Here is a 14,303-nt window from a genome sequence, read left to right as displayed (position 1 = left end):
TCTTTCTTAAAATTGTTCGATCATGTTAAAAATAAAATTTATCTTACCATACAACAGGTGAAAAAGGACGTATTTTTAAAAACTTTTTTATAACACTAAAAGTATCTGAAAAAGTATGCACTATCTTGGAAAGAATGAGTAGGAAAATGTACAACTATGCCTTTTTTAATCGATACTCAGATTTAATAGTGAGGTTCGATTAATTTTTGATTGCATCGTAGGAGTGAACACTAAAGTGAATTTAGCGAATTTATTAGAACCAATAAAGAAAATCAATCATGCTCTACATTATCTAAAAATTGAAGATATATCGATTAATTCAAAAAAGGTAATGCCAAATACACTTTTCGTTGCTATAGCAGGAGCAACTGCTGATGGACATGATTATATTGAAGAAGCAATTCGTAATGGAGCAACTGCCATTATTGGTGAAAAGGACATTGAAGAATTAGCTATACAAAGTTTAGAGGACGAAAAGTATGTGGAAGGGATGGTTGAAAATAGGGAATTATCTATCCCATACATCCAAGTCGAAAATAGTAGGAAAGTTCTTGCAAACATTGCTTGTCAATTTTATGGTCATCCATCAAAAAAGAAAACAGTGATTGGTATAACTGGGACTAATGGTAAAACAACCACATCATTTATGTTGAAGAAGATACTCGAGGATGCAGGGTACAAGTGTACAATATTTAGCTCAATCTGTAATGAAGTTAATGGAAAAGTCAAAGCCTCTATTAATACAACTCCTGACTCCCTTGAGTTACAGAAAAATATGGCAAGATCCAATGATGATTTTATTATTATCGAAGTATCATCACATGGAATTTCTCAATACAGGATTGAAGGAATTGAATTTGATTATTGTTTATTTACCAACTTAGATCATGATCATCTTGATTATCATCGAGATATGGAAGAATATTTTAATGTTAAAACTCTTCTTTTTCAGCAATTAAAACCGACAGGAAAAGCCATTATTAATGTACTAGATAGCTGGGGAAAGAATTTATCTGAACAACTTATTGCAAATGGTAAACAAATAGTACAGTTGGGCAAAGATGTTAAATTAACTGAGCACACATCAAGTTCCGCTATATTAAGTTTTAACCGTAATCAGGAAGAAGTGCTTCATTTAAAAATACTAGGAAAACATAATATTTTTAATGCTTGTATGGCTTTATTAACTGCACAACAATTAGCAATTCCAACTAAGAAAATACTCCAATCGCTAAGTGAATTTTCTGGCGTTCCAGGTAGATTTGAAATGGTTTCACATCCGAAAGGAGCAAAAATTGTTATAGATTATGCCCATACTCAAGGTGCATTTTCACATTGTTTGCAAACAATTAGAGAACAAGGAGCGAAACGTATATTTCATATCTTTGGCTTTAGGGGAAATCGAGATCAAAGAAAAAGGCAGCCAATGTTGGAAATATCCAAGGATCTTTGTGATGTGACACTCTTAACTTTGGATGATTTAAACGGTATTCCAAAAGAGTCCATGGAGCAAACCCTTTATGATTTACATGACAAAGTAGAATTAGATCGTACTTTAGCAATTAAACAAGTGTTGGAAAAGGTAGAAGAGGGAGACTGGGTTTGTATTACAGGGAAAGGTCATGAGGAGTACAAAGAACAGTTTTACTATCCTACATCAACAGATATAGAGACGGTAAATTTCTTTACTAAACAGGGTACTAAAAATTAAAGATTAAGGGGTGTATAAAATGAAACCATTTTTATACACCCCTATTATTATTTTATTATCCTAAAGCAACATCTAAAATCATCATTATCGTAAAACCAAGCATTAAACTAATAACTGCAAGATCTTGGTTGCCGTTTTCTTGTGAACTAGGGATTACTTCTTCTGCAACAACGAAGATCATTGCTCCAGCCGCAAACGCTAATGCAAAAGGTAATAATGGAGCAATAAAGGCTACCGCTAAAAATCCTATGATAGCCGAGATAGGTTCGACCATTCCAGAAAATTGACCGAACATAAAACTTTTCCTTTTCGACATTCCATCGCGTAATAATGGCATGGATACAGCGACACCTTCTGGAATATTTTGAATGCCAATACCAATTGCCAATGCTAGCGCTCCTGCTAGTGAGGCAGATGGAGAACCAATGGCAACTGCTCCAAAGGATACCCCTATGGCTAACCCTTCAGGAATATTATGTAGCGTAATAGCAAGAACAAGTAGTGTACTTCGCTTTCTTTTTTTCGGTAAAATGCCTTCCGCACGTTTCATGGGTGTATTTGGATGAAGGTGTGGTAACAATTTATCAACCGAAAATAAGAACATACCACCTAATAAGAAACCAATTGCTACAGGTACCCAGGCAGGAAATCTACCACCTTCTGCCATCTCAAGGGCAGGGGATAAAAGAGACCAAAAGCTTGCGGCAATCATAACTCCACCAGCAAATCCAAGCATAAAATCCAAATATTTTTGGTTGAATTTTTTAGTTGTAAAAACTAACGAAGCACCTAAAGCTGTCATACCCCAAGTAAAGAGTGTAGCTAGAATAACTTGTTGTATTAAATTTAAGTCATAAAAGAAATCCAACATTTATCTACACCTCGATTGTACACACTAATAATAAGTAACATTCCCTCTTTTAGGAAAATAGTAAGCTTCCTTTATTGAGAAGTCAAAAGTTATTTGTTAATAACCAAAACCACATATTTAAAGTTTATGAATTATGTTATGAAAAAGTGAAAATGGGTGAAATCAAAATTATTGACCTAATTTGGACAAGATGATACTATTATCTCGAATTCAATATATTAGAATTAAATATATCGGAATTCAAATTAACTGTTTCTTACCAAAACAGTGCTCACAAATACGACAACATTAGGAGGAACATAAATTGGTTAAAATCGGTATTATTTTAGGTTCAACACGTGAAGGACGCGTAAGTCCACAAGTTGGTGCATGGGTTAAAGAAATCGCTGACAAACGCGGAGATGCAGAATACGAAATCATTGATATCGCTGATTTCAAATTACCATTCTTAGGTGAAACTGGTGGAGATACTTCAGGTATCGCAGCTTGGTCTCAAGCAGTTGCAAAACAAGACGGTTTCGTTTTCATCACTCAAGAATACAATCACTCAATTACTGGTGCTCTTAAAAACGCATTAGACTTACTTCGTGAAGAGTGGAACAACAAAGCTGCAGGTATCGTATCTTACGGTTCAGTAGGTGGAGCTCGTGCTGCAGAACACTTACGTGGAATTTTAGGTGAATTATTAGTTGCTGACGTACGTGTACACCCAGCATTATCTTTATTCACTGACTTTGTAAATGGTAATGAGTTCAAACCATCTGAACACCAAGTTCAATCAGTTAACGATATGTTAGACCAAGTTATTCCTTGGGCAACAGCATTAAAAACAATTCGTAACTAAGGAATTGTATAAAAAGTCCTTTTTTGAAGCGAAATTTTTGTATAGAAAAATTATGTAATGCAGTAATAAAGTGTGTATAAAAAGTCCTTTTCATTGGTCAGATTGATCATGAAAAGGATTTTTTTGTTCCGTATTTATTTACCTTAACAAATATTTGAAATTATTGTGACAACTTGGATAGGGGAATAGATTAAAAACTTTTGAATGATATACTTTTGACGAAGGGATAGGTGATTATAAGATGAAATTAAAACTATTAGCTATTACTTTACTTGCAGCGACAACATTATTTGCATGTAATAGTGAAAATTCAAATAATGTCGAAACTACTACAGTAGATAATAATGAAGATATTAAAGAATTAGTTAATGACTACAGTCTTCGTAAAATAAAAGATGTGAATGCTTCGATTACTTCTACACAGTTAATCACAACAGATAGTAATGGGAAAGAAGAGATAATCGATCTTCCAGAGGATGAATTTTTTGTTTCCATCGCACCTTATATCAATAAAACCCATCCATGTACAAACCATAGTTTAACTGGTTGCCAAGGGGAAATGGTCAATAAAGAGTTTGATATTAAAATCACTGATACTGAAGGTAATGTTATTGTAGATAAAAAAATGCAAACTTTAGAAAATGGATTTATTGATTTATGGTTACCACGTAATCAAACATATGAAATTACAATTGAGCATGAAGGTAAGAAAGTTAACTCAACATTTTCAACCTTTGAAAATGATGGCACTTGTATTACAACTCTTCAATTAATATAAAAATTAAAGGACTTTTAGAAACCGAAAGCTTCTAGAAGTCCTTTTTACATTTATAACAGTTTATTTTTTTAGAAACTCATTTACTTTATTTACATAATCTACTTTTGGATAGGTCTTATATAAATCATTTGCAACACGAATAGGATCTCCGAAAAAGTATCGTTCATATTGTGTTTGTCGTGTACCAAAAGAACTCATTGTTAAATCCCAAGCTAAACGAAAAAGCTTAACACGTTCTTCAGCTGACTTATTTGCACCTTGAAGATATAAGTTTAAATCTTTAACAATCTCAGACCGAAATGCTCTTTCAGTAGGTAATGTAATGATTCCACTTGCACTAAGTAGTTGAATAATTTCCGTAAAGCGCGGATAAATCTTAGGGAAAACATTACTTGCCACTTTAAGAGGCACAATACTCGGACGCATAAAACCCCATTCATCTAATGTTGCGTCATTTTCTGCTTTTTCTAACAATGCTTTCATTGTTTCTAAACCGATAATTATTTCAGAGACTTTTTCTTGTACGTGCTGATATTCACTAATATTAATTGTGTCGATTAAAAGTTCAGCAATCCCTAAAATAAATTCAGTTTTTATTATTTGCCTAGTAAGGACTTGGTGTTTTGCGTAATGATGAAAGGCACTTTGGAACACAAATTCTTCAGCTACTTCACCATTGTTATAATAAAACACTCGATTCCAGGGAACTAATACATTATCAAATACTACGATAGAATCCATTTCTTCATATCGGGAACTTAGTGGGTGATCAAAATGCGACTCTCCGCCAATAAATGAATCCCTACAAATAAACTTTAACCCTTTTGTGTTGGAAGGTATCGAGAATGCAAAAGCTTCATCCTCATTAAAAAGGAATCGACCAATACTAAATACTAAAACTTCATCGGTTAATCCACCTTGAGTAGCTAATAGACGAGCACCTTTTACGATGATACCTTGTTCATTTTCATCAACTACTTTTGCAGCAATTGGTTCCGGTGAATTTTCAATATAGACTTGAGAACGATTCACTTGAGGACTGATGAAAGTATGGGTAAAAGATAAATCATTTTCTCTTGCATACTCAAAAAAGGTTCTTAAGTTGTTTGGAAAGCAGTTTTCTTTACCTTCTAAATGCCCAGCACATGATGCAAAACTCATTAAAACAGAATTCAAATAGTCTGGAGTTCTTCCCATCAAACCAAAAGAAAGTCTCGCCCAATGTTCCATCATTTTTCGTCTTTTCTTTAAATCTTCTTTTGTTTTTGGTTGTAGAAAAGAAAGTCCAACTGCTTCACCAGTAAGTGGCGAAGGAAAAGTCATCTCATCTTTTAACTGTGGATCATGTTGTAAATCATATAGATCTGCCTTTGACTGAATGATTCCTTTAAATGCGCGGTGTTCAGAAAGTAGTCCTTCGACTCTATTTCCGTCAAACCAAATTTCAGGATTAAGTTGATTGACTCTGTTAATCAATTCTTTTCCGGTAATCGCTCCCATTATCAACACCCCAATTGTTAACTCGAAAACATATTCTATTGTATTAATAAATAATTTAATGCGTTCTTGTTATTATGAATTAAATAATAGTGCTACCACATTCCTTTTTCTTTGTTTCATCGATTGACAATGAAACATAAAATGAGTAGTACGAACCAAACTAAAGTGAAGGAGGAATATTCATTGAAAAACACCAAATTAGATCAAAAAGTCCTGTCACTATTAGAGAAAAAAATTACATTAATTCGAACGAATGAGGGCGGCATCTATTTAGTTGGTCCAGTCAACTTACCAGTCAAGTTATACGGAGAAACAGTTAAGTTTCAATGGTATTGCTGGTTAAATTGTAAGGAAGTCACGGATGACTTTGAAAAGGTAATAGAAAAGCTAACAGATTTGAATTTGGCTGAAATGCAGCAATCGAGTGTACTCGTCTACGGTGACTTTGAGCATGGAGATGATGCTCTAATAAGAATGCATTCAATTTGTCATACTGGGGATATTTTTGGAAGTAAACGCTGCGACTGTGGGTATCAATTAAAAGAATCGATGAAATTAATTGTGGAACATGGAACTGGTGCACTTTTCTATTTAGCCAATCATGAAGGAAGAGGGATTGGACTATTTAGTAAGGCAATGGCATACATACTCCAAGAAAACGGATATGATACAGTGGATGCCAATTATGCACTAGGTTTTGTGAATGATTCTAGAAATTATAATGATGCAATCCATGTACTAAAAGCATTACGTTCTAAACCTGTTTCATTAGTAACGAATAATCCAAAAAAAGTAGAAGCTTTAAAAGAAGCAGGACTTGAACTTTCAGGAAGAAAACCTATTTGGGGTGATGTTTCTGAATATAACCGAAATTATTTAGAAACGAAGATTAACCGATCTGGACATCTAAATGAAGATGGTTCATGTTGTAATGATTAAATAAACAATTTTAAAGATGTTCAACGAAGACTTGAAGAAGATCATTGAACATCTATTTAATTGCTTTAAAAATATAAACTTTTTTGAGTTGACATACCCTAATGGGGTATCATATGATGTAGTTAAGAATTGGAGGTTGATTACTCTGGACAATAACACAGAAAAACATTGTCACACTGAATCTTCAAACCGAAAAAGTCATCATCCCGATCACATTAAAAAGGATTTAGAAAACAGATTAAATCGAATTGAAGGTCAAATTCGAGGAATCAAAGGGATGGTTGAACGTGATGTATATTGCGATGATATAATTACACAATTAGCCGCAACTCAATCAGCTTTAAATAGCGTTGCGAAAGTATTATTACAATGGCATCTAAAAGGATGTGTAGTAGACCGCTTATCTGAAGGTGATGAAGCAGTACTGGATGAGTTAGTCGTAACGATTCAAAAACTTATGAAAAAATAGGAGGGTATAGTGATGAGTGAGGTAGTAGCATTACAAGTTAAGGGAATGACATGTGGAGGGTGCAAGAAATCTGTAGAAAATGGTTTAGTAGCCCTTGATGGTGTAGAAAATGTTAATGTCGAATTAGAAACTGGCAAAGTAGAAGTTTCTTTTAATGAATCACAAGTAACTGTAGATCAAATTCGAACTGCAATCCAAAATAAAGGTTATTTTGTAGAAGAATAACATTAAATTTTTTCGGGAATTTATACCCCTATAGAGTATATAAAACACTTAATAAAAAGGAGAATGTTACTATGGAAAGCGTAACTTTGAATGTAAAAGGAATGTCATGTGGCCATTGTGTAAAAGCTGTTGAGGGAAGTGTTGGTGCACTAGCTGGTGTAGAAGAAGTAAAAGTTAAATTAGAAGCTGGTCAGGTTGATGTATCTTTCGATAATGAAAAAGTATCCCTTGAACAAATTAAAGAAACAATTGATGATCAAGGTTATGATGTTGAATAATTGTGTATTAATGTAGTATAAATGAGACTTGATAAGAGTGCTCCAAAAAGCACTCTATTTATCTCTTTGAAATATACCCCCATGTAGTATATTTCTGCTACAAGTAATGCACGAAAACAAATGAGGTGAACGTATATGAGTTCGGGACTCAATGAAAACAATACGATAAAAGAAACGAGTCTACAAATTACAGGTATGACTTGTGCTGCTTGTGCGAATCGTATTGAAAAAGGACTTAACAAATTAGAAGGTGTGGCAGAAGCAAATGTCAATCTGGCACTGGAAAAGTCTGTTATTAAATATGATCCAAACAAAGTTTCTGAACAAGAATTTGAAAAGAAAATTGTTGATCTTGGTTATGGTGTTGTCAAAGAGAAAAAGGAATTTACTATTACAGGTATGACATGTGCAGCTTGTGCCACTAGAATTGAAAAAGGTTTGAATAAATTGGAGGGTGTTTCAATGGCTAGTGTCAATCTTGCCCTTGAAAACGCTGTAGTTGAATTCAATCCTTCAAAAGTAACATTAGCAGATATTACTTCTCGAGTTGAAAAGTTAGGTTACGGTGCACATATTAAAGAAGATAACAAAGACGAGATTGACCATCGTGAATTAGCGATTAAAAGACAAACAAGAAAATTCATTATCTCCGCTATTTTATCATTACCACTGCTTTATACAATGGTAGGTCATTTTTCAATTACATCTTTTATGTATGTACCTGATTTTTTAATGAATCCATTGGTACAATTGGCTTTTGCTACACCTGTACAATTTATCATTGGTTGGTCATTTTATGTAAGTGCCTATAAAGCATTACGAAATGGTAGCGCCAATATGGATGTATTAGTTGTGATGGGTACTTCTGCCGCTTATTTTTACAGTCTATATCAGGCAATTATTACTTATGGTCATGGCCATCCACCAGATCTTTATTTTGAAACGAGTGCGGTTTTAATAACTTTAATCTTATTAGGTAAATTATTTGAAGCTAGAGCAAAAGGACGTTCATCTGAGGCAATTAAGAAGTTAATGGGATTACAAGCGAAAACTGCAGTTGTGGAAAGAAATGGTGAAGAATTAGAAATTCCATTAGAAGAAGTAGTCATCGGAGATACGATTTTAGTAAAACCAGGTGAAAAAATCCCAGTTGACGGGGAAGTGATAGAAGGTAATACCGCTGTAGATGAATCTATGCTAACGGGGGAAAGTATCCCAGTAGATAAAGAAATCGGCTCATCTTTATATGGCTCAACGATTAATAAAAATGGATTTATTAAGATGAAAGCAACAAAAGTTGGCCGAGACACTGCTTTAGCACAAATTATTAAAGTTGTTGAAGAGGCTCAAGGTTCGAAAGCGCCAATTCAACGACTTGCAGACAAAATTTCAGGAATCTTCGTTCCGATTGTTATTGGAATAGCAATAATTACATTTATTGTTTGGATTACCTTTGTTTTGCCAGGCAATTTTACACCAGCTTTAGAAGCTTTAATCGCAGTATTAGTAATTGCTTGTCCGTGTGCATTAGGTCTTGCTACACCAACATCCATCATGGCAGGTTCAGGTCGTTCTGCAGAATTGGGAATTCTCTTTAAAGGTGGAGAACATCTTGAGCAGACGCACCACATTAACACTGTTGTAGTCGATAAAACAGGTACAATAACAAACGGTAAACCTGTTTTGACTGATATTTTAGTTGCAAATGGGATGGATGAAAAGGAATTCCTCTCATTAATCGGATCTACTGAAAAGCAATCTGAACATCCACTTGCTGAAGCGATTGTTAAAGGAATCGTTGAAAGAGGGATTCAGCTTCAAGAAGTACAAAGTTTTGAAGCAATTCCCGGGTTTGGTGTAAAAGCAATTGTAAATAATAAAGAAATCCTTGTTGGTACACGCCGATTAATGATTCAAAACAATATCGATATATCAAATGTTTTAAGTGTAATGGAAGAACTTGAAGCTGGCGGAAAAACTGCGATGTTAGCAAGTATTAATCAACAATATGCGGGATTAGTAGCTGTGGCAGACACAGTGAAAGAAACTTCAAAACGAGCTATTAGACGTCTTCAAGATATGGGAATAGAAGTCATCATGATGACAGGTGATAATACTCGTACGGCCAATGCAATTGGTGCTGAGGTGGGTATAAAACATGTCATTGCTGAAGTACTTCCAGAAGGTAAAGCAGATGAAGTGAAAAAGCTTCAAGAACAAGGTAAAAAAGTAGCTATGGTTGGTGACGGAATCAATGATGCTCCTGCACTAGCAATTGCTGATATTGGGATGGCAATTGGTACTGGAACCGATGTCGCAATGGAAGCTGCTGATATTACTTTAATCCGTGGCGATTTAAACGGTATTGCAGATGCTATTATTATGAGTCACAAAACAATACGTAATATTAAACAAAACTTATTCTGGGCATTTGGATATAATATATTAGGTATTCCAATTGCAGCAGCAGGATTCCTCGCTCCATGGGTTGCTGGAGCAGCTATGGCATTTAGTTCCGTTTCAGTAGTATTAAACGCATTACGTCTACAAAGAGTAAAACTAGATAAATAAATCATTTGAAAAGATGAGTATCTTGTTGAGATGCTCATCATTTTATTTTAAAAAAAGTCGGTTGTGATGATTCCTAAAAATGAAATCAATCCATATGCATAGAAAGTGCATGATTGTTCAATCCTTTAACTATCAAAAGAATTATTTAACTATAGTTTAGGAGGATGAAAATGGGAATTAGGTTCATTTTAGCAGTTATTACATTTCTATTCATAACTGTACTTACTGCATGTGGAGCGGATAATGCGAGTGACGGTAATATAGATAACAATAATACTACAGAGCAATTAGGAGCAGATGTTGTTACAGATGGAGAGGATGAGACAAATCCATTAGCGTCTGATGAAATAACAAGTGATGGAACACCTTCTGAAATTCCAGAAGGAATTAAAGAAGCAGTAAACCCTAAATTTAAAGTAGGCGATCAAGTAATCATTAATGCAGAGCATGAAGAAGGAATGAAAGGTGCAGAAGGAACAGTGGTAGGTGCATATGACACAATTGTTTATTCTGTATCCTATACACCTACCCATGGTGACCATCGGGAGGAAAATCATAAATGGATCGTTCACGAAGAGTTGCAAGGAATAGATGAGCAAATGTTAGTACCAGGTTCTGAAGTCATTATTGAGTCAGATCAGGAAGAAGGAATGCTTGGTGCTGAAGGAGAAATAGATACCGCTGAAAAAACGATTGCTTACATGGTAGAGTATGAGGCAACAGATGGTAAGCTATTTAAGAAGTGGTTTAAAGAAAGTGAATTAACAGCAAAATAAAAATTATCGTCCAGTTGAGTGGTTACATTCAATTGGACTTTTTTATTATTTTATAGGTTAAAGACAAAAGATAGCAGAAAATCGGCTTAACACGGAATGAAGTCATATCGGACGAGCAGATTAATACTTAGAGCATAAAGTGAAAAGCAAAAAAATACATGGTTTTCGTTAAAACGACTAAATATTGTTTTGAAGTTTTTTAAATAGTCTGATAAAATCATATAACACTGATTCGGATGTCAAGTTCCTTTCAGCGAACACTAGGCAAAAGAGGGAAAAGTAATGATGTACTCACAAAGAATTTTAAACACACCGTCCTCATTTATTCGCAATATTTTAAAGGTCACAAGTGCAGAGGATGTTATATCATTTGCAGGGGGATTACCTAATCCGATTTCGTTTCCAATTAATGCGCTGCAAGAAACGATTAATAAAGCTATTGAAGCTCATGGTCCAAAAATGTTCCAGTATTCAACAACAGAAGGTTATTTACCACTTCGACAATATATCGCTGACAAATATAATAATAATTTTGGATTAACGATTGAACCCGAAGATATTTTAATAACAACAGGCTCACAACAGGCATTGGAAATGATTTCACAAGTTCTTATTAATAAAGGAGAGGGAATCGTTGTAGAGGAACCGGGTTACTTAGGTGCTTTACAAGCCTTCAGTTTAACAGAACCAACCTTCTACCCTGTTGAGTTATCTGAAGAGGGGCTCAATGTAGAACAATTAGCTCAAACACTACAAAATAACCCAAGTATTAAATTTATTTATACTGTACCAAATTTCCAAAATCCAACTGGTACTACATATACAGCTGAAAACCGTGAAGCAATCTATGAAGTAGTGAAGAATTATGATGTCGTATTAATCGAAGATGATCCTTATGGTGAACTTCGTTGGAATGGTGAAAAGTTACCGTATATTGGAGCAGGAAGATTAGAGAATTCAGTATTATTAGGTTCGTTTTCAAAAATTGTAACTCCAGGTTTTCGTATTGGATATATGATTACGAAAAATAAGGAGCTACTGAGCCACGTTAATACGGCGAAACAAGCAACTGATTTACATACTAATATTTTCTCTCAAATCGTTATTCACGAATATTTAACGAATAATGATTTAATTACCCATATTTCTAAAATTACTGATTTATATCATACACAAGCAAGTGCAATGCTTGAAGCGATAGAAAAATATTTCCCTAAAACAGTAAAATATACAAAACCTGATGGAGGAATGTTTATCTGGGTAACGTTAGAAGAAGGATTATCTGCTCTTGATTTATTCCATAAAGCAATGGAAGAAAAAGTTGCATTTGTTCCAGGTGACCCATTCTATACAAATAAATCGAACGTAAATACATTGCGACTAAACTATACAAACTCCTCACCAGAAATTATTGAAGAGGGCATTAAACGTTTAGGAAAAATTCTCTACGAAGTAACTGCAAAAGAATTAGTCTAATAGAAAAAGCTGATTTCTACATTTAAGTGTGAAATCAGCTTTTTCATATTTATTGACATGAATTTTCTTCGCTATTGTTTCTTATTTTTTCCCATTCAAATTTATTCTGACATGGATTAAATCCTTTACTAAAATCGTTACACCAGCAACGAGAACACCTTCAACAAATGAATGAATGATAAAACCGTAATATAAGAAACAGGAAATGATACTGATTCCCATTATGATCCATGCATGTGTCCAAGGTTCAAGGCGTGGCGTCTGTCGAAGGATTAGCCAAATAATATATAAAACAGGAATTAAAATATACGATCGCGGGTCAATAAGTGTTGCTAATACATCTACCTCCAACACGCTACCTCCTTTCTATCTTCTTACTTAATTTATTCATATAAAAGATAGAAGGTTGTATGGGGGCCTAGTTTTACTACAAAAGTATAGAAATGACTAAATATTGTTTAGAAGATTTATGATAGTGTACAAATTAGTAGGATTATCTGAATTTTGATTAATTGATTTTGAGTTCAACTTTTCTTGTGGTGGATTTTTGTATAGGTATTTCTCTAATGGGCACCTTTTCGTATTTGTCATCCTATATGTGCTATATTAAAATGTAGGATTACGAAAGGATGTTAATAATGGCAAAAAGCGTTGTAATAGCAGAAAAACCTTCAGTAGCACGTGATATTGCGAACGTGCTGAAGTGTCATAAAAAAGGAAATGGATTTTTAGAAGGCGATCAATTTATCGTGACTTGGGCGTTAGGTCATTTAGTTACTTTAGCAGACCCAGAAAGTTATGATGTGAAATATAAACAGTGGAATTTAGAAGACTTACCAATGCTACCAGAACGATTAAAGTTAACGGTTATCAAACAGTCTGGAAAGCAATTTAATACAGTGAAAGCACAACTAAATCGAAGTGATGTAAAGGATATTATTATTGCAACAGATGCCGGTCGAGAAGGGGAACTAGTTGCCCGTTGGATTATCGATAAAGCGAAGGTACATAAACCGATTAAACGTTTATGGATCTCTTCTGTAACGGACAAAGCAATAAAGGACGGTTTTGCGGATTTAAAGCCAGGAAAAGATTACGAAAATCTTTATCATGCGGCTGTCGCACGTAGTGAAGCTGATTGGTATATTGGTTTAAATGCAACTCGAGCCCTAACTACAAAATATAATGCCCAATTAAATTGTGGTAGAGTTCAGACACCAACATTGGCCATTATTGCCGCACGGGAAGATGAAATCAAAAGTTTCAAACCACAAACTTACTATGGAATCGAAGTACAAACAGATTTACTGAAGCTAACATGGCAAGATTCAAACGGTAATACGCGCAGCTTCAATAAGGAAAAAATTGATTCAATTGTTAAGTCACTAGGTTCCGATGATGTTAAAGTGACTGAGATTGACCGCAAGTCAAAGAAATCATTCTCACCTGCATTATATGATTTAACGGAATTGCAACGTGATGCAAATAAATTATTTGGTTATAGCGCTAAGGAAACGTTAAATATCATGCAGAAATTATACGAATCACACAAAGTGTTAACTTATCCTCGTACTGATTCGAGATATTTATCGTCTGACATTGTTAGTACATTACCAGAACGATTAAAAGCTTGTGGAATCGGAGAATATCGTACCCTAACAAATAAGATATTATCTAAACCAATTAAAGCGACAAAATCTTTTGTTGATGATAGTAAAGTTTCGGATCACCATGCAAGTGCGACACGTTAACCTGAAATTCTGATAGAAATATCAGTTGGGATGGTTTAGTAGAAAACTGAGGAATCCTTGAGGGGAATGAAAGCCGTCATGCTGAGCTGAAACCCTCACACTAATACTCCCCTA

General features: G+C 34.4%; 13 protein-coding genes and 1 pseudogene. 11 read left to right on the top strand and 3 right to left on the bottom strand.

Annotated features, from left to right (window positions below; genetic code table 11):
• Nucleotides 1-235: 235 nt before the first annotated feature.
• Nucleotides 236-1,711 (top strand): UDP-N-acetylmuramoyl-L-alanyl-D-glutamate--2,6-diaminopimelate ligase, encoded by a 1,476-nt coding sequence (locus ACOQFO_RS06325; protein ID WP_421688850.1) that lies wholly within the window; start codon nucleotides 236-238, stop codon nucleotides 1,709-1,711.
• 55 nt (nucleotides 1,712-1,766) lie between these two features.
• Here ACOQFO_RS06325 and ACOQFO_RS06320 read toward each other — a convergent pair whose 3' ends face one another.
• Nucleotides 1,767-2,582 (bottom strand): ZIP family metal transporter, encoded by an 816-nt coding sequence (locus ACOQFO_RS06320; protein ID WP_421688849.1) that lies wholly within the window; start codon nucleotides 2,580-2,582, stop codon nucleotides 1,767-1,769.
• 304 nt (nucleotides 2,583-2,886) lie between these two features.
• Between ACOQFO_RS06320 and ACOQFO_RS06315 the strand changes: the two genes are divergently transcribed.
• Together ACOQFO_RS06315 and ACOQFO_RS06310 are read left to right on the top strand one after the other, a co-directional pair.
• The gene (locus ACOQFO_RS06315; protein WP_421688848.1) at nucleotides 2,887-3,426 is read left to right on the top strand and encodes an NADPH-dependent FMN reductase; all 540 of its coding nucleotides are present in this window, start codon (nucleotides 2,887-2,889) and stop codon (nucleotides 3,424-3,426) included.
• A gap of 241 nt (nucleotides 3,427-3,667) precedes the next feature.
• Nucleotides 3,668-4,204: a CueP family metal-binding protein gene (locus ACOQFO_RS06310; protein WP_421688847.1), complete on the top strand. Its 537-nt coding sequence runs from the start codon at nucleotides 3,668-3,670 to the stop codon at nucleotides 4,202-4,204.
• A gap of 60 nt (nucleotides 4,205-4,264) precedes the next feature.
• Here ACOQFO_RS06310 and hpaB read toward each other — a convergent pair whose 3' ends face one another.
• A complete protein-coding gene (hpaB, locus tag ACOQFO_RS06305; RefSeq protein ID WP_421688846.1) occupies nucleotides 4,265-5,704 on the bottom strand; it encodes a 4-hydroxyphenylacetate 3-monooxygenase, oxygenase component in 1,440 nt (479 codons plus the stop codon).
• A 183-nt stretch (nucleotides 5,705-5,887) separates the two neighbouring features.
• Between hpaB and ACOQFO_RS06300 the strand changes: the two genes are divergently transcribed.
• From ACOQFO_RS06300 to ACOQFO_RS06270, 7 genes are all read left to right on the top strand, one after another.
• Entirely contained in the window at nucleotides 5,888-6,643 is a 756-nt protein-coding gene (locus ACOQFO_RS06300) for a GTP cyclohydrolase II (RefSeq protein ID WP_421688845.1), read from the top strand.
• 145 nt (nucleotides 6,644-6,788) lie between these two features.
• Entirely contained in the window at nucleotides 6,789-7,112 is a 324-nt protein-coding gene (locus tag ACOQFO_RS06295) for a metal-sensitive transcriptional regulator (RefSeq protein ID WP_421688901.1), read from the top strand.
• 12 nt (nucleotides 7,113-7,124) lie between these two features.
• The gene (locus ACOQFO_RS06290; RefSeq protein WP_421688844.1) at nucleotides 7,125-7,337 is read left to right on the top strand and encodes a copper ion binding protein; all 213 of its coding nucleotides are present in this window, start codon (nucleotides 7,125-7,127) and stop codon (nucleotides 7,335-7,337) included.
• A gap of 71 nt (nucleotides 7,338-7,408) precedes the next feature.
• Nucleotides 7,409-7,615: a copper chaperone CopZ gene (gene copZ / locus ACOQFO_RS06285; protein ID WP_421688843.1), complete on the top strand. Its 207-nt coding sequence runs from the start codon at nucleotides 7,409-7,411 to the stop codon at nucleotides 7,613-7,615.
• 135 nt (nucleotides 7,616-7,750) lie between these two features.
• The gene (locus ACOQFO_RS06280) at nucleotides 7,751-10,186 is read left to right on the top strand and encodes a heavy metal translocating P-type ATPase (RefSeq protein ID WP_421688842.1); all 2,436 of its coding nucleotides are present in this window, start codon (nucleotides 7,751-7,753) and stop codon (nucleotides 10,184-10,186) included.
• Between the two features lie 170 nt (nucleotides 10,187-10,356).
• On the top strand, nucleotides 10,357-10,962 hold the full coding sequence (locus ACOQFO_RS06275) for a DUF1541 domain-containing protein (protein WP_421688841.1): 606 nt from the start codon (nucleotides 10,357-10,359) through the stop codon (nucleotides 10,960-10,962).
• Nucleotides 10,963-11,244: 282 nt separating this feature from the next.
• Entirely contained in the window at nucleotides 11,245-12,438 is a 1,194-nt protein-coding gene (locus ACOQFO_RS06270) for a PLP-dependent aminotransferase family protein (protein ID WP_421688840.1), read from the top strand.
• Nucleotides 12,439-12,519: 81 nt separating this feature from the next.
• On the opposite strand, the gene ACOQFO_RS06265 is transcribed toward ACOQFO_RS06270, so the two are convergent.
• Nucleotides 12,520-12,789, bottom strand: coding sequence for a hypothetical protein (locus ACOQFO_RS06265; RefSeq protein ID WP_421688839.1), 270 nt, complete (start codon nucleotides 12,787-12,789; stop codon nucleotides 12,520-12,522).
• Between the two features lie 287 nt (nucleotides 12,790-13,076).
• Here ACOQFO_RS06265 and ACOQFO_RS06260 point away from each other — a divergent pair.
• Nucleotides 13,077-14,174: pseudogene (locus tag ACOQFO_RS06260) on the top strand (DNA topoisomerase); the annotation flags it as partial.
• Nucleotides 14,175-14,303: the final 129 nt, after the last annotated feature.

Origin of the sequence: Ureibacillus sp. MALMAid1270 (assembly GCF_049202975.1) — a bacterium.
Classification (GTDB): domain Bacteria; phylum Bacillota; class Bacilli; order Bacillales_A; family Planococcaceae; genus Ureibacillus.
Note: the sequence above shows the minus strand (reverse complement) of the source record. Positions and strands in the feature narration are given on the sequence as shown.

What these genes read in the sequence shown, in the direction of transcription:
- ACOQFO_RS06320 (WP_421688849.1), bottom strand. Translation starts at nt 2,582, where the DNA reads ATGTTGGATTTCTTTTATGACTTAAATTTAATACAACAAGTTATTCTA.
- ACOQFO_RS06310 (WP_421688847.1), top strand. Translation starts at nt 3,668, where the DNA reads ATGAAATTAAAACTATTAGCTATTACTTTACTTGCAGCGACAACATTA.
- hpaB (WP_421688846.1), bottom strand. Translation starts at nt 5,704, where the DNA reads ATGGGAGCGATTACCGGAAAAGAATTGATTAACAGAGTCAATCAACTT.
- ACOQFO_RS06290 (WP_421688844.1), top strand. Translation starts at nt 7,125, where the DNA reads ATGAGTGAGGTAGTAGCATTACAAGTTAAGGGAATGACATGTGGAGGG.
- copZ (WP_421688843.1), top strand. Translation starts at nt 7,409, where the DNA reads ATGGAAAGCGTAACTTTGAATGTAAAAGGAATGTCATGTGGCCATTGT.
- ACOQFO_RS06280 (WP_421688842.1), top strand. Translation starts at nt 7,751, where the DNA reads ATGAGTTCGGGACTCAATGAAAACAATACGATAAAAGAAACGAGTCTA.
- ACOQFO_RS06275 (WP_421688841.1), top strand. Translation starts at nt 10,357, where the DNA reads ATGGGAATTAGGTTCATTTTAGCAGTTATTACATTTCTATTCATAACT.
- ACOQFO_RS06270 (WP_421688840.1), top strand. Translation starts at nt 11,245, where the DNA reads ATGATGTACTCACAAAGAATTTTAAACACACCGTCCTCATTTATTCGC.